Source organism: Pseudomonas shirazensis (assembly GCF_050496565.1).
GTDB lineage: Bacteria > Pseudomonadota > Gammaproteobacteria > Pseudomonadales > Pseudomonadaceae > Aquipseudomonas > Aquipseudomonas shirazensis_A.
This window is the reverse complement of sequence record NZ_JBNWAE010000004.1, coordinates 198,400-213,669: the sequence shown is the minus strand read 5'-3', so window position 1 is coordinate 213,669 and position 15,270 is coordinate 198,400. Positions and strand designations below refer to the sequence as shown.

Here is a 15,270-nt window from a genome sequence, read left to right as displayed (position 1 = left end):
AGGGCTTGGCCTTGGTCTACTTGCGAAACTGTACGTCAGATCGGTCAAGCGGGTGAAGCTGCTGCAGCAACTTTAGTGCTGCTCAACCGGCCAGCAACTCAAGCTCATGCGCGCGTTTGGCTTCGGTTACCGACAGCTCGCCCGGCAGTTCGACGTTGTTTTTGCACGCGAGAATCTCGGCCATCACGCTCACGGCGATCTCGGCTGGGGTCTTGCTGCCAATGTAGATACCGATGGGGCCGTGCAGCCGCTTGAGTGACGCTTCGGTTTCGCCAAAGTGCTCGATCAACCGCTCACGGCGTTGCTGGCTATTGCGCCGCGAGCCGATCGCGCCGATATAGAACGCCGGGCCGTGCAGGGCTTCGAGCAGAGCCAGGTCATCCAGTTTGGGGTCGTGGCTCAGGGCCAGAATGCAGGTGCGCAGGTCCGGCGCGAATGCCCGCACCACGTCATCCGGCATCCCCACAACCTGCTCGACACCGGCAACACTCCAACCCGCCATGTGCTCTGGGCGCGGATCGCACACGGTGACCTTGAAGCCATTGAACTGGGCCATGGTCGCCACATACTCAGCCAAAGCGCCGGCACCGATCAGCAACATCCGATAGCCAGGGCCAAGGGTACTGACCATGCGCGCGCCGTCGAAGCTGAATTGCTCTGGCGTCGAAGTGTGCTCCAGCGTCGCCGTGCCGCTGGCCAGATCCAGGCTGCGTCGGGCCAGGCCGCCTGCATCCAGCCGCTCCAGCAGCAGGCCAAGGGCTTTGTGGCAGGGGTTGAATTCGAGCACCAACTCCAGGGTGCCGCCGCAGGGCAGGCCAAAACGGTGGGCCTCATCGGCGCTGACGCCGTAGCACACCACCTGCGGGAGCCCGTCGGTTACACCGCTGCCACCGTAGGCGCGGGTATAGCGGTGGACCAGGTCATCTTCGATGCAGCCGCCGGAAACACTGCCGATCACCCGGCCGTCCTCGCGCAGGGCCATCATCGAGCCGACCGGGCGCGGCGACGAGCCCCAGGTGCGGGCAACGGTCGCCAGCAGCACCTGCTCGCCAGCCGCCAACCAGTCGCGGGCGGTGCGCAGGACCATCAGGTCAATGCTTTCCATCGGTGTTCCTTGATCTATGTGAGCGCTGTGCAGTCATGCTCGCTGCCGGGAATCGACGCGCGAGCACTCCTGTCTTACTGAGCATCGCAGCAGGCGTGAGGTTCCTTTCAACGCATCTGCAGGATGATCGGGCTGCTGCTGGCCGGGTCGGTGTGCTCGCGCAGCTTGGCCACGTCCTTGGCGGGCACTGCAGTGCCGGTGTTGCCCCAGCGGCTACGGACAAAGCTCAGTACCTCGGCGATTTGCTGATCGCTCAGCTGCTCGCGGAACGACGGCATCCGGTAGGCATCCGGCACGCCGGCGGCAACCACCCGTTGGGCGCCGTTGAGGGTGATGTTGATGGCCGAGGCGTTGTGCTCGGCCAGCGCTGAGGTAGCTCCGGCCAGTGGCGGCATCCATTCAGCCTGACCGCGGCCATCCAGCCCGTGGCAACTGGCGCAGGCGGTGACATAGGTATGCGCCCCTGGTTTGTCCAGCTGCTGCGCTGCCGATACGGCTTGATACTGCCAAGGCGGTCCATCGCGTTTCGGGTCGCCGGGCAACGACTTCAGGTAGTGGGCGATCGCGGCCAGGTCTTCATCGCTCATGAACTGCGTCGAGTTGTTGAAGGCCTCGGTCATCGAGCCGTACACCACCGCATGCTGGTTGCGCCCGGTCTTGAGGAAGCGCGCTATGTCGGCTTCGCTCCAGCGGCCCAGGCCGGTGTTGTGGTCATTGCGCAGGCTTGGCGCGTACCAGCCGTCGAGCAAGGCGCCGGAGACGAAGGTAGTGCCGCGCTCGCTCAGGGCTTTTTCATCAAAGGCGATGCCCCGTGGGGTATGGCAACTGCCGCAATGGCCGGGGCCCTGCACCAGGTAGGCGCCACGGTTCCACTGGGCATTCTGCTCAGGCTTGGCGGCGTAGGGTTCGGCCTCGGTGAACAGGCCGTTCCATAGTGCAATTGGCCAGCGCAGGTTCAATGGCCAAGGGATTTCCCCGGGCTTGTTGGGCTGATCGGCCGCTTGCACGCCCTGCATGAAGAAGGCGTACAGCGCCTGCACGTCTTCGTCGCTGAGCTTGGCATAGGACGGGTAGGGCATCGCTGGGTACAAGCGGCGCCCGCCTGGTGCGACACCATGGCGCACGGCTTGGTCGAACTCGGCCAGGCTGTATTTGCCAATACCGTGATCGGGGTCGGGGGTGATGTTGGTGGCGTAAATTGCCCCCAGCGGTGTCGCCATCTTCAGGCCGCCGGCAAAGGGCGCGGCCTCCGGCAGGCTGTGGCAGGCCACGCAGTCGCTGAGGCGGGCGACGTACTCCCCGCGCTGGATCAAGGCCGGGTCGGCGTTGCTCTGGGTGGTAGCGGTGAACGGCGACGCCGGTTCACGGGTGACATACCAGGCCAGCAGGCCGGCCGCGATCAGGCACGGCACGGCGAACAGGGCCAAGGGTCTTGCAAGGCTTTTTCGAGTCATGTGCAGGTCGTCCTGGGCCACTTAGCTGAAGGTATAGCGTGACAGTGGCATGCTGCGGATGCGCTGGCCGGTCAGCTGCGCTACCGCGTTGGCGACTGCCGGGGCGACCGCAGGCAAGGGTGGCTCGCCGATGCCACCCATCTTCTCGCCGCTTTCGACAATGCGTACATGCACCCGGGCCATGCGTGCCGCCGGCAGGATCGGATACAGGTCGTAATTGCGCGCACGCGGCTTGCCATCAACGTACACCGCTTCTTCGAGCAAGGCTTGCGACAGCCCCAGCGAGACCGCACCGTTGACCTGAGCCTCGACGATGGCCGGGTTGACGATGCTGCCAGGGTCGATCGCCTGCCAGATGTCATGCACTTTGACCTGGCCGTTTTCAATCGAGACTTCAGCGATCACTGCCGCATGCGAGCCAAACGGTGAGGCCATGGCTACGCCGCGGGCACGCTTGCTGCCGTCTTCAGCGGTGAACGGGCCCCGTTTCCAGCCACCGGACAAGTCGGCCACCTCCTTGAGCAGGGTGCTCAGGCGCTGGTTGCCCTGCAGCAGGTGCATGCGCAGCGCATACGGATCCTGGCCGCCTTTGTCGGCCAGTTCGTCGAGGAAGGCTTCATAGAAGAAGTCGTTCATCGAGTTGCCCACCGAGCGCCAGTAGCCGAGCATTGCCGGGCCCTTGACGTAGATCTGCGCGACGCGGCGGTTGGCGATCGCGTAGGCCTTGCCAGACAAACCTTCAAGTGCCGTTGGGTCGCCTTTTTCCGCAGGGCTGCCGGCGATTGCCTCGGTCGGGCCTTCGGTAGCACTGACCGCTTCGATTGCCACCGGCATGCCGTTGGCGTCGAGCCCGGCGCGGAACTTGACCACCGCCATCGGTCGCAGCACGTCGCGGACAAACTCTTCTTCGCGGCTCCAGATCAATTTGATCGGCCGGCCGACGGCCTTGGCCAGGGCGATCGCCTGCGGATAAGGGTTGGCGCTGTCATACAGGAAGTGCCGGCCAAAGAAGCCGCCGAGCAGCGGCGAGTGCAGGGTGATCTGCGCCAGATCCAGGCCGGTGCGCTTGGCGATGTCGGCGCGGAACATGTCGGGAGCCTGGTTCGGCAACCAGACTTCGAGCGAGCCATCGTCGTTGTAGCGGGCCAGTGCTGAAGGGGGCTCCAGCTGCGCATGGTTGACGAACTGATTGTGATAAGTGGCCTCGACCTTGGTCTTGGCGCCGTCCAGGGCTTTGCTGAAATCGCCTTCGAGTTCTTCTTCGCGCTGCGGCCCGGTCTGCGCCGCCAGGTGCTCGCGGAAGCCGTCGCTGGAGAAGTCCGCCGGCATCGGCCGCACCTTGGAGTCCGCGGTCGGCTCCTGCCATTGCACCTGCAGCGCTTCGGCAGCGCGCTTGGCGTGCCACCAGCGCTCGGCAACCACTGCCACTGCGCCCGGCAGCTGATGCACCGAGTGCACGCCCTTCATGGCCTTGACCTGCGCCTCGTTGCGCACATCAGCTACGGTCATGCCCAGTCGTGGCGCGTGCTGCACGGCGGCGTGGAGCATGCCGTCGACTTTCAGGTCGATGGCGTACACCGCCTTGCCGGTGGACTTGTCGTAGGCATCGATACGCTTGACCGGCTTGCCGATCCAGCGGAACTGGCTCGGGTCGCGCAAGGTAATGCTGTCCGGATCGGGCACCGGCAGGTCCATGGCCGCGCCGGCCAACTCACCGTAGCTCAGCGAACGCCCGGAGCTGGCGTGAATGACCCGACCCGGCTCGGTGCTCAGTTCACTGACCGGCACGCCTAGCTTGGTGCTGGCGGCCTGCACCAGCATGGCCCGGCCGAGCGCGCCCAGGCGCCGCATGACCGGGTAGCTCAGGCGCACCGACATGCTCCCGCCGGTAATACGCATGCCGTTCTCCAGCACCACGTAAGCTTCGCCGGGCGGCGCGGCTTCGACCAGGAAGGTGGCAGGATCGGCATCCAGCTCCTCGCCGACAATCTGCGCCATTGCCGTGAAGGTGCCTTGGCCGCCTTCCATGAACGGGCTGAGCAGGCGGATGCTGTTGTCTGGGCGAATCTCCAGGAACGCCGGGACCTGAGTGCCCAGCGCCGGGGCTGCCGCTGCAGCCGCTTGTACCCGCGAGGTGCCTAGCGGCAAACCGAAGCCCAGCACCAATGCGCCAATGGCGCTGCCGGCGAGAAAGCGCCGGCGCGACAGATTGACCGGTTGATCCAGCGTGAGCAGATCGGCGGGGTAGACGATTGGCTTGGTCATACCACGTCCTCCTTGGCCAGTGCATGCACGGCGTCATGGATCGCGTTGTAGGTGCCGCAGCGGCACAGGTTGATCATCGCCGCAGAAATCTGCTCATCGCTGGGCTTGGGGGTGTGCTTGAGCAGGGCAGTGGCGGCCATGACCTGGCCGGACTGGCAGTAGCCGCACTGTGCAACCTGCTTGTCGACCCAGGCGGCGACCACGCGCTTGCCGACATCGTCAGCTTCGATGGCTTCGATGGTGGTGACCTCACGGCCGACCACGCCGGCAATCGGCGTGACGCAGGCGCGCACCACGTTGCCGTCGACCAGCACCGAGCAAGCGCCGCATTGGGCCAGGCCGCAGCCGTATTTGGTGCCGGTCATGCCCAGATCATCACGGATGACCCACAGCAGTGGAGTATCCGCGTCGGCATCGACCTCGTAGGTCTTTTGGTTGATTCGAAGCTGCATGGCTCACCCGTAATCAGTCGGTTGGATGGATCTTTAGTTTTTATCAGGCCGCCAATGCCCCAGGCCCTGCGCACCCCATGCGGAAAAACTAGCACAAGGTGGTTCAGGTGCAGCCCGAGGCTGCTCCAGCGGTCGGCGGCGTTGCTCGTTTTATTTAGTTCAGGCGCAGTGTTTCGATCACGACCTGCATGGCGCGTGAGGTCTCGCGCTGCGCCGAGTAGTACAAGTGGTAGCCAGGAAAGCTGCGCCACCACGCTTCAAGCACCGGCACCGCCCGGCCAGCGGCTAGATGGGTGGCAGCCAGATCGTGCGGGACATAGGCCAGGCCATGGCCGTCGAGGGCGGCATTGAGCACCTGGTAGATACCGTTGAACACAAGCCGGCCCTCGACCTGGACGCTGATTTCGCGCTCGCCTTGCTTGAGTTCCCAGGCATACAGGTTGCCCTGGGTCGGCAGGCGCAGGTTGATGCAGGCATGTTGGCTCAGTTGCTCGGGGGTTTCTGGCATGTGCCGTTCGGCGAAATAAGCGGGCGCAGCGATGATTGCCAGACGCATGTCCGGGCTGATGCACACCGAGTGGATGTCCTTGCCGAGGCTGTCACCCAAGCGTATGCCAAAGTCAAACCGGCCCTGGACGATATCAGTGAAGGCGTAGTCGCTGTGCAGCTCAAGGTTCAAGCGCGGGTAGAGTGCCAGCAGGCTCTGCAGTTTTGGCCAGAGCAAGGTGTCGATGGCGTGGTCGCTGGCGGTGAAACGCAAGGTGCCGCTGGGCATGTCGCCGAGCTCGGCGACCGCGTGCAACTCTGCTTCGATCAGCTCAAGGCGCGGTGCCACCTCGGCAATCAAACGTTCGCCTGCCTCGGTAACCGAGACGCTGCGCGTTGTTCGCGTCAGCAGGCGCACACCCAGGCGCGTTTCCAGATCGCGGATGGTATGGCTGAGCATCGATTGCGACATGGCCAACTGCGCAGCGGCACGGGTAAAGCTGCGTTCACGGGCGACGACGATCAACGCCTGAAGTTGGCTGTAATGCTCTCTGGCCATTGCAGGAGTCCTGAAATCCAGTGGAGTGCGCTAATAATTGGCGCAGAGACGACACTGTAGGCGGGATGGGCGCCACTAGAAACCTGCATAAACTGCATGCAGCTATGAATCAGATTGATAAATGCCGACATAGCGTGTGTGACTGGAGCGCGTTTAGCGGGTTGGGCAGGGCAATTGACTAGACGCGCAGTGCCGCGATCAGCAGCGCCATCGCCCCCGACGGTTGCCGTCGGCTGGGGTAGTAAAGGTGTAAGCCGGGCCACACCGGGCTGTAACCGTCGAGCATCTGCAGCAACTGCCCGGACTGTACATACTGCTCGACCAGCTCCGCAGGCAGGTAGGCGACGCCAAGTCCGGCCAGGACAGCCTCGACGGCGTCGGATGTGTTGTTGAAGATCAGTTGCCCGTCCACGCGCAGATTGACGTCACGGCCATCGACTGCAAACTCCCATGCCCATAAATTGCCCCGCGTCGGCAGGCGCAGGTTGATGCAGTTGTGCTGCAACAAGTCGCTTGGCGTGTGCGCTATGCCATGACGCTGCAGGTAAGCCGGGGTAGCGACAACTGCATAGGGCGCATCGGCAGCGATGCGCACGGCGATCATGTCCTGCGCCACTGACTCACCGAGCCTCACCCCGGCATCGAAACGTTCGGCAACAATGTCGACGAAGCCGCTGTTGGTCGACAGCTCGACCTTGATCCCCGGATGTGCCGGCAAAAACACCTTGAGCCTGGCCATCAGCACCGCCCGTACCGCGTGATCGGAGGCGGTAATGCGGATTGTGCCGGTAGGGCTGTTGCTCAACTCGGTCAGCGCCTGCAACTGCGTATCGATGGCCTCGAATTGCGGGGCGACGTTCGCCATCAGTTGCTCTCCGGCCTCGGTCAGCGTCACGCTGCGCGAGTTGCGTGACAGCAGACTGACGCCCAGGCGGGCTTCCAGGCCACGTACGGCGTGGCTGACGGCTGTTTGAGATACACCCAGCCGCGCTGCTGCCTTGGTGAAGCTGCGCGCTTGTGCGACAGCGAAGAACACGCTCAGGCCGGAGAACGCATCGCGCAAAGTCTTGGGGTTCATGGAGGGCACTTCACTGGGGAACTGACGGGCAAGCTACAGCGATGGCCTGGCGATGAACAGCTGTGTGGGTGATCGCTGGAGTGCTTTCGTGGCCGTTGGCGCCCGACGTACTCGAACCTGCCGCAGTCGCTCGGCAACCTACTGTTCATCCAGATCAGGCACATCCCCCGGTCGGTCAATATCCAGCAACACCCCAGCATCCCCCAGCTCCAGACTGCGCACCACCTGCGGATTGCCCTGCAGCACGCTGCGGGCGCCTTCATCGCCGGTCAGACTGCACAACTGCGGCCACCACGCACGACCGAACAGCACCGGGTGGCCGGGCTTGCCTTGATACGTCGGGCGGATGATCAGGTGACTGTCCGCGCTGGCCAGCAGCGCGGCGAGGGTGGCAGGCTGGATGAACGGCATGTCACCCAGCATCACCAGCAAGCCCTGAGCATTTGACGCGGTGCTGATCTGCTCGACGCTGGCAGCGATGCTGTGGCCCAAGCCAAGCCGGCTGCTGCTCGATTGCAGAATGCGTACGTTATCAGCCAGGCCGAGCGGGGCAGGGTCGTCGTCACGCAGCGCCAACCAGACTTCGTCCAACTGCGCGCACGGCAGTTGCAGGCTGGCCTGCAGCAGGGTCTGGCCGCTGCTCAGCAGGTGCTGGCGTTTGTCACTGCCAAAACGGCGGCTGTGGCCGGCGGCGAGTACCAGTGCGGCTACGGTGCATGGCATCCGGGGTGCTCCTTGGCAAATGAACAGTTGGCTGGCCGCTAGACTACCTCAACCCCGCACGCAAGGCCGCACGCCATCACCCGGCAGGCTCGGGTATGATGCCACCCCCTATCATTGCCAGAGGCCCGCCATCATGACCTTGAACGCTGAACAGATCGGCGAATACCGTGCATTTGCCGAGCAGCTGGCGCAGGCCGCTGCGGCTGCGATCCAGCCGTATTTTCGCGCCAACCTGGCGGTCGAGGACAAGGGCGGGCGCCTGTACGACCCGGTGACCGTGGCCGACAAGGCCGCCGAAGACGCCATGCGCTCGCTGATCCAGGAACGCTACCCAAGCCACGGCATCCTCGGTGAAGAGCAGGGCGTGGCGGTGGGCAGCAGCCCGCTGACCTGGGTGCTTGACCCGATCGATGGCACCCGCGCCTTCATCACCGGGCTACCGCTGTGGGGCACTCTGATTGCGCTCAACGACGGCGACAAGCCGGTAGTTGGGGTGATGAACCAGCCGTTTACCGGCGAGCGCTTCATCGGTACTCCTGAGGGCGCCTGGCTCGGCAGCACGCCGCTGAAGACCCGTGCCTGCAGCGATTTGGCCTCTGCTACCTTGATGTGCACCACGCCGGACATGTTCGACACCGAGGCGCGCAAGGCCGCCTTTGAAGCGGTTGCCGGCCAGGCGCGGCTGATGCGCTATGGCGGCGACTGCTACGCCTATTGCATGCTCGCCAGCGGCTTTGTCGATGTGATCGTCGAGGCCAGCCTGCAGCCGTATGACGTGCAGGCCTTGATGCCGATCATCGAAGGGGCGGGTGGGGTGATCACTGCCTGGGATGGCAGCTCGGCACAGAACGGCGGCTGTGTGGTGGCCTGCGGTGACCCTGCGTTGCATGCGCAAATGATCGAGTTGTTGCGTCACGCCATGTAATCGGCTAAGCGTTGCGCGGGCCTGACTGGCCTGCGCAACTGCACTTTTTCGCCATTTCGCGCTCTATGTCTGGTCAGGCAGAGCCGATCCCCGGCCCCGTCGTTGATCAAGACCCCGGTGCCGATGCTTGTCCCTGTATTGCGAACCTGCCCCCGCCTGCTGCTGGCCGGCGCCCTGACCCTGCTGTGCGCGTGCACCGAGCAACAGGGCCGCGACATCGTCAGCCAGTTCAGTGACGGCAAACCCAGCGAACTGTTCCAGACCAGCGTCGACCGCATGGCCACCCTGGCGATGCGTGACAACCTGCAAAGCCTGTACCTGCTGATGAACAAGCTGTACGCGCGCAATCCCAACCAGTGGAAGCAGTCCGGCTACCTTGACGCGGCTACCGCCGAGCGGCAGATCCGCCTGGCCATCGAGCAACGCCAGCCGCTGCCGCAGCTCGGTCAGCGGCGTGATCTGGCAGCCCTCAGCTATGCCCTGAGCCCGGAGTTTCGCGGCGATCGGGTCGGCGCCTTCATATATGCCATCGGCAGCATGCTGATCACCGCCCACGGCGGGCGCAGCGAGTTCTACATTACCGATGCCATCGACCCGCTGTTCGTCAACAACGCCGCGCGCAACATCGAAAAAGCCACCTGGATGCTCAGCCAGCGTCAGGACGCCAATGGCGTGCTGTTGCTGTTCTCCAACGAGATTTCCGAAGAGGGCAGCAACCTCAGCTTCGCGGTCGAGTTCGGCAAGATCGTCGCCCGGCTCGACCTGTTGGCGCAGCTGCTCGATGAACGTTATCGGCGGATCGGTTTGAACTACGCGCAGAGCTTGTTGCTGATGAACTTCCTGCCGGTGCAATAGCCCGCTAGAGCAGTGCCTTGATCGCCTGCCGATAGCGCGGGCCGGCCAGGCTCATGCTGTTGTTGTGGCTGGCGCCAGGCACCAGCAGCAAGGTCTTGGGCTGCTGCGCGGCCTCGTACAATTGCTGGCTGAAGCGCGGCGGTACATAGCGGTCGTCCTGGCCGTGCACCAGCAGCACCGGCATGCCGACCTGGTCGATCTTGTCGATCGAATCGAATTTCTGCGACAGCAGCCAGCGCACTGGCAGGGCGGTATCGGCTACCACCGCAGCAACATCGCCAAGGGACGTGAAGGTCGACTCCAGGATCAAGCCGCGCGCCGCGCTCGGGCTGCCGTCTTTTTGCGCCTGGCGGCTCAGCTCGGCTGCCAGTTCCACAGCCACCGCGCCACCGAGCGAGTGACCGAAGATCAGCCGCTTGTTGCGGTCCGGTTGCAGCTGGGCAAAGCGCTCCCAGGCCACCTGCGCATCTTCATAGACGGTCGCCTCGGACGGCAGGTCGCCGCGACTCTGGCCGAAACCGCGGTAGTCGACGGCCAGCACCGAGTAACCCATGGCATGCAGTTGCTCGATGCGAAACAGCTGGCCAGTGAGGTTCCAGCGCACGCCGTGCAGGTAGAGGATGGCCGGGGCGTCGGCGCGTTTGGCTGGCCACCACCAGGCATGCAGGCTCTGGTTGGCGGTGAAGGTGCGCGGACGCAGGTCGAGTTCCTGCACACCTGCGGGCAAGCCACGGAACCAGCTGGCCTGGCCGGGTTCGATGCGAAACACCAGCTCGCGCTCTTTGTGTTGCAGCACGCTGCAGCCCGCCGGCAGGCCGATCATGAGCACGGCCATGCACAGCCAGCTGAGCCAGCGACGTTTGAGGTGAAGCAAAAGAGAAGGGGGCATGCAGGCGTTTGTAGCAGAAGCGCCGATTGCGGTGTGAGGAAAGTAACCGAGCGGTGTAGTCGGATGATTGCAAGCTGTGTCAGTAAAAATGGCTATCAACCCTGGGCGAAGACTGATCTAGAGCCTGCGCCTATCGCCTGCGTTCGATAATCGGACAATTGCTGGCGGCAAGGGCGCGCTGTTCGCCCGGCCGTTAGCGAGGTCGCATTGCTTGGCAGCGCTTGCATTGCGTAGTGTGTAGCCAAGCCACCGGTTGTCACTTGCCTGCTGTACCCGGCGACCGGCCCGATAGACTAAGCGTGTACGACCGCGACCACTCGCCGTTTCAGGCAGTAGGAAGCGGCGACGATAACAAGAATGAGCCGAGTGCCTTGCCTATGGAAAACCGCCTGTTGAGCGAGCGTAGCAGTGTGTTTCACCACGCTGATCCGTATGCCGTGTCCGATTACGTCAACCGGCATGTAGGCCAGCACTGCATCGGCCTGTCGCGCACTACCCACCCGCAAGCCAGCCTCAGCCACCGCAAACTGGCCGAGCTGGACCTGTGCCGCATCAGCTACGGCGGCAGCGTGCGGGTTACTTCGCCAGCGCTTGAAACGATCTACCACCTGCAGGTGTTGCTGCACGGCAATTGCCTGTGGCGCGGGCCGCAGCGTGAGCACCACCTGGTGCCGGGCGAATTGCTGTTGATCAACCCGGATGATCCGGTCGACCTGACCTACTCGGAAGACTGCGAAAAATTCATCCTCAAGGTGCCCACCCGGCTGCTCGAATCGATCTGCGACGAGCAGCGTTGGCAGCGGCCCAGCGGCGGCGTGCGGTTTTTGCGCAATCATTACCGGCTGGATGAGCTGGACGGCTTCGTCAACCTGCTGGGCATGGTCTGCCATGAGGCGGAGGTCAGTGACTCGTTGCCGCGGGTGCAGGGCCACTACAGCCAGATCGTCGCCAGCAAGCTGCTGACCTTGATGAGCACCAACGTGCAGCGGGAGAACCTCGGCACGCCGGGTGCCAGCCTGGAGCGCATCCTCGATTACATCGAACGCAACCTCAAGCTCGAGCTGCCGGCCGAGGCGTTGGCCGAGCAGGCCTGCATGAGCCTGCGCTCGCTGTACGCGCTGTTCGATCGGCATCTGGGCACCACGCCCAAGCAGTACGTACGCCAGCGCAAGTTGCAGCGCCTGCACGAGTGTCTGGCCGACCCGAGCTGCTCGGTGCGCAGCGTGACCGAGCTGGCGATGGATTACGGCTTCATGCACCTGGGCCGCTTTGCCGAAAGCTACCGTCAGCAGTTCGCCGAATTGCCCTCGGAAACATTCAAACGCCGCACCTGAACCCCGCTGGCGCCGTTCTGGCGCCACACCAGCCAAGCCTGCAGAAAACGGATAGCACTCTGCACAATCCGGATATTGCCCCCGCCGCACTCGTCCTAACCTGACCTGGCCTGAACAATAACAATGGAGACCCTGGCCATGTTCCTGGGATTCGACTACCTCAATGCCATGCTCGAGGACGACCGGGAATCGGGCGTCTACCGCTGTAAGCGGGAGATGTTCACCGACCCGCGCCTGTTTGACCTGGAGATGAAACACATCTTCGAAGGTAACTGGATCTACCTGGCCCACGAAAGCCAGATCCCTGAAAAGAACGATTTCCTGTCGCTGACCATGGGCCGCCAGCCGGTGTTCATTGCGCGCAACAAGGACGGCCAGCTGAACGCCTTCCTCAATGCCTGCAGCCACCGCGGGGCGATGCTCTGCCGGCACAAACGTGGCAACCGCGCCAGCTACACCTGCCCGTTCCATGGCTGGACCTTCAACAACAGCGGCAAGCTGCTCAAGGTCAAAGACCCGAGCAATGCCGGGTACCCAGCCAGCTTCAACTGCGACGGCTCGCACGACCTGACCAAGGTGGCACGCTTCGAGTCGTACCGGGGCTTTCTCTTCGGCAGCCTCAATGCCGACGTGAAACCGCTGCTCGAACACCTCGGCGAGTCGGCCAAGATCATCGACATGATCGTCGACCAGTCGCCCGACGGTCTGGAAGTGCTGCGTGGCTCCAGCTCCTACATCTACGAAGGCAACTGGAAGCTCACCGCCGAAAACGGCGCCGACGGCTACCACGTAAGCTCGGTGCACTGGAACTACGCCGCCACCCAGAATCAGCGCAAGCAACGCGAAAGCACTGAAGAGATCAAGACCATGAGCGCCGGCGCCTGGGCCAAACAGGGCGGTGGCTTTTACTCGTTCGACCACGGCCACCTGCTGCTGTGGACACGCTGGGCCAACCCGGAAGACCGCCCGGCCTACGAGCGCCGCGAGCAACTGGCGGCAGATTTCGGCCAGGCCCGTGCCGACTGGATGATCGAGAACTCGCGCAACCTTTGCCTGTACCCGAACGTGTACCTGATGGACCAGTTCAGCTCGCAGATCCGCATCGCCCGGCCGATTTCGGTGAACAAGACCGAAATCACCATCTACTGCATCGCACCCAAGGGCGAGAGCAGCGAGGCCCGCGCCAAGCGCATCCGCCAGTACGAAGACTTCTTCAACGTCAGTGGCATGGCCACCCCGGATGATCTCGAAGAGTTCCGCTCGTGCCAGACCGGCTATGGCGGCGGCACTGGCTGGAACGACATGTCGCGCGGCGCCGAGCATTGGGTCGAAGGGGCCGACGAGGCCGCCCGCGAGATCGAGCTCAAGCCATTGCTGTCAGGCGTGCGGACCGAAGATGAAGGCCTGTTCGTGCTGCAGCACAAGTATTGGCAGGAAACCATGCTCAAGGCACTCGAGCAGGAGCCGCAGCTGATCCCAGTGGAGGCCGTGCGATGAGCGCTTTATACGACACCGTACGCGACTTTCTCTACCGCGAAGCGCGCTACCTCGACGATGGCCAGTGGGAGCAGTGGCTGGAGCTGTATGCCAGCGATGCGACCTTCTGGATGCCATCGTGGGATGACAACGACCAGCTCACCGAAGACCCGCAAAGCGAGATTTCGCTGATCTGGTACGGCAACCGCGGCGGGCTGGAGGACCGCGTGTTCCGCATCCAGACCGAGCGCTCCAGCGCCACCGTGCCGGATACACGCACCTCGCACAACCTGAGCAATATCGAGATTGTCGAGCACAGCGCCGAGCAGTGTCAGGTGCGCTTCAACTGGCACACCCTGAGCTTTCGCTACAAGACCACCGACAGTTATTTCGGCAGCAGTTTCTACACCCTGGATCTGCGCGGCGAGAAGCCGCTGATCAAGGCCAAGAAAGTGGTGCTGAAGAACGACTACGTTCGCCAGGTCATCGACATCTACCACATCTGACTTCTGGTCAAGACGAGTACTGACCAGCGTGCCGCAGAGCGCGCTGCGGGCAGGCTCGTCCGCGAGGTGCAACATGAGCTTCCAGATCGCACTCAATTTTGAAGACGGGATCACCCGCTTCATCAATGCCGAAGGCCACGAAACCGTTGCCGATGCGGCCTATCGGCAAGGCATCAACATTCCCCTGGACTGCCGTGACGGCGCCTGCGGCACCTGTAAGTGCAAGGCCGAGGCGGGCAGCTATGCGCTGGGTGAGGACTTCATCGAAGACGCCCTCAGCGCAGAAGAAATCGGCCAGGGTTACGTGCTGACCTGCCAGATGCGCGCCGAATCCGACTGCGTGCTGCGCATCCCGGCATCGTCTCAGTTGTGCAAAGCCGAGCAAGGCAGTTTTCAGGCCGAGATCAGCGATGTCCGCCAGCTGTCGGCCAGCACCATCGCTCTGTCGATCAAGGGTGAAGCACTGAGCAGCCTGGCCTTCTTGCCGGGCCAGTACGTCAACCTGCAGGTGCCGGGCAGCGGCCAGAGCCGCGCCTATTCGTTCAGTTCGCTGCCCAAGGATGGCGAGGTCAGCTTCCTCATCCGCAACGTCCCCGGCGGCCTGATGAGCAGCTTCCTCACCAGCCTGGCCAAGGCTGGCGACAGCATGAGCCTGGCCGGCCCGTTGGGCAGCTTCTACCTGCGCCCGATCCAGCGGCCGCTGTTGCTGCTGGCCGGTGGCACCGGCCTGGCGCCATTCACCGCGATGCTGGAGAAGATCGCCGAAGTCGGCAGCGCGTATCCGCTGCACCTGATCTACGGCGTGACCAACGATTTCGACCTGGTCGAGCTCGACCGCCTGCAGGCGCTGGCTGCGCGCATCGGCAACTTCACCTACAGCGCCTGCGTGGCCAGCCCTGACAGTGCATACCCGCAAAAGGGCTACGTCACCCAGCACATCGAACCGGCGCACCTGAACAACGGCGATGTCGACGTGTACCTGTGCGGCCCGCCGCCGATGGTCGAGGCGGTCAGCCAGTACATACGCGAACAGGGCATCACCCCGGCCAACTTCTATTACGAGAAGTTCGCCGCCGCGGCCTGAGTTTCCTTGGGGGCTGGCCGCATCGTGCGGGTGCGGCTGGCCTCTTTTTTATTGCCAATGGCAGCAGCGTCGCCGCGTG

At 63.6% G+C, this 15,270-nt stretch carries 14 protein-coding genes; 6 read left to right on the top strand and 8 right to left on the bottom strand.

The genetic code is table 11. The features are described 5' to 3' along the window. Positions 1-82 precede the first annotated feature (82 nt). The 7 genes from ACQZ2L_RS08505 to ACQZ2L_RS08475 all read right to left on the bottom strand — a co-directional run bounded on the left by ACQZ2L_RS08505 (position 83) and on the right by ACQZ2L_RS08475 (position 8,122). On the bottom strand, positions 83-1,105 hold the full coding sequence (locus tag ACQZ2L_RS08505; RefSeq protein WP_430325636.1) for an XdhC family protein: 1,023 nt from the start codon (positions 1,103-1,105) through the stop codon (positions 83-85). Between the two features lie 107 nt (positions 1,106-1,212). Beyond that, positions 1,213-2,559: a c-type cytochrome gene (locus ACQZ2L_RS08500; RefSeq protein ID WP_430325635.1), complete on the bottom strand. Its 1,347-nt coding sequence runs from the start codon at positions 2,557-2,559 to the stop codon at positions 1,213-1,215. A gap of 21 nt (positions 2,560-2,580) precedes the next feature. After that, complete coding sequence (locus tag ACQZ2L_RS08495; protein WP_430325634.1) at positions 2,581-4,824, bottom strand: molybdopterin cofactor-binding domain-containing protein; 2,244 nt, start codon at positions 4,822-4,824, stop codon at positions 2,581-2,583. Next, a complete protein-coding gene (locus ACQZ2L_RS08490; RefSeq protein ID WP_430325633.1) occupies positions 4,821-5,276 on the bottom strand; it encodes a (2Fe-2S)-binding protein in 456 nt (151 codons plus the stop codon). Before ACQZ2L_RS08490 ends, ACQZ2L_RS08495 begins: the two co-directional genes overlap by 4 nt. Positions 5,277-5,430: 154 nt before the next feature. Continuing rightward, positions 5,431-6,321, bottom strand: a complete 891-nt coding sequence (locus ACQZ2L_RS08485; protein WP_430325632.1) for a LysR family transcriptional regulator — start codon at positions 6,319-6,321, stop codon at positions 5,431-5,433. 178 nt (positions 6,322-6,499) lie between these two features. Continuing rightward, positions 6,500-7,399: a LysR family transcriptional regulator gene (locus tag ACQZ2L_RS08480; protein WP_430325631.1), complete on the bottom strand. Its 900-nt coding sequence runs from the start codon at positions 7,397-7,399 to the stop codon at positions 6,500-6,502. A gap of 138 nt (positions 7,400-7,537) precedes the next feature. Beyond that, positions 7,538-8,122 carry a nucleotidyltransferase family protein gene (locus tag ACQZ2L_RS08475; RefSeq protein ID WP_430325630.1) on the bottom strand — a complete coding sequence of 195 codons (585 nt, stop codon included), beginning with the start codon at positions 8,120-8,122 and terminating at the stop codon, positions 7,538-7,540. 133 nt (positions 8,123-8,255) lie between these two features. On the opposite strand from ACQZ2L_RS08475, the gene hisN reads away from it, so the two are divergent. Continuing rightward, positions 8,256-9,047 carry a histidinol-phosphatase gene (hisN, locus tag ACQZ2L_RS08470; RefSeq protein ID WP_430325629.1) on the top strand — a complete coding sequence of 264 codons (792 nt, stop codon included), beginning with the start codon at positions 8,256-8,258 and terminating at the stop codon, positions 9,045-9,047. Between the two features lie 123 nt (positions 9,048-9,170). After that, positions 9,171-9,902 (top strand): hypothetical protein, encoded by a 732-nt coding sequence (locus ACQZ2L_RS08465; protein WP_430325628.1) that lies wholly within the window; start codon positions 9,171-9,173, stop codon positions 9,900-9,902. Positions 9,903-9,906: 4 nt separating this feature from the next. Here the strand turns inward: ACQZ2L_RS08465 and ACQZ2L_RS08460 are convergent, their stop codons facing one another. Further along, complete coding sequence (locus tag ACQZ2L_RS08460) at positions 9,907-10,791, bottom strand: alpha/beta hydrolase (RefSeq protein ID WP_430325627.1); 885 nt, start codon at positions 10,789-10,791, stop codon at positions 9,907-9,909. 377 nt (positions 10,792-11,168) lie between these two features. On the opposite strand from ACQZ2L_RS08460, the gene ACQZ2L_RS08455 reads away from it, so the two are divergent. The 4 genes from ACQZ2L_RS08455 to benC all read left to right on the top strand — a co-directional run bounded on the left by ACQZ2L_RS08455 (position 11,169) and on the right by benC (position 15,191). Continuing rightward, positions 11,169-12,125 carry an AraC family transcriptional regulator gene (locus ACQZ2L_RS08455; protein ID WP_430325729.1) on the top strand — a complete coding sequence of 319 codons (957 nt, stop codon included), beginning with the start codon at positions 11,169-11,171 and terminating at the stop codon, positions 12,123-12,125. Positions 12,126-12,263: 138 nt separating this feature from the next. After that, positions 12,264-13,622, top strand: a complete 1,359-nt coding sequence (gene benA, locus ACQZ2L_RS08450; RefSeq protein ID WP_430325625.1) for a benzoate 1,2-dioxygenase large subunit — start codon at positions 12,264-12,266, stop codon at positions 13,620-13,622. Then, positions 13,619-14,107, top strand: coding sequence for a benzoate 1,2-dioxygenase small subunit (gene benB, locus ACQZ2L_RS08445; protein WP_430325624.1), 489 nt, complete (start codon positions 13,619-13,621; stop codon positions 14,105-14,107). Before benA ends, benB begins: the two co-directional genes overlap by 4 nt. A gap of 73 nt (positions 14,108-14,180) precedes the next feature. Continuing rightward, positions 14,181-15,191 (top strand): benzoate 1,2-dioxygenase electron transfer component BenC, encoded by a 1,011-nt coding sequence (benC, locus tag ACQZ2L_RS08440; RefSeq protein WP_430325623.1) that lies wholly within the window; start codon positions 14,181-14,183, stop codon positions 15,189-15,191. Positions 15,192-15,270 lie beyond the last annotated feature (79 nt).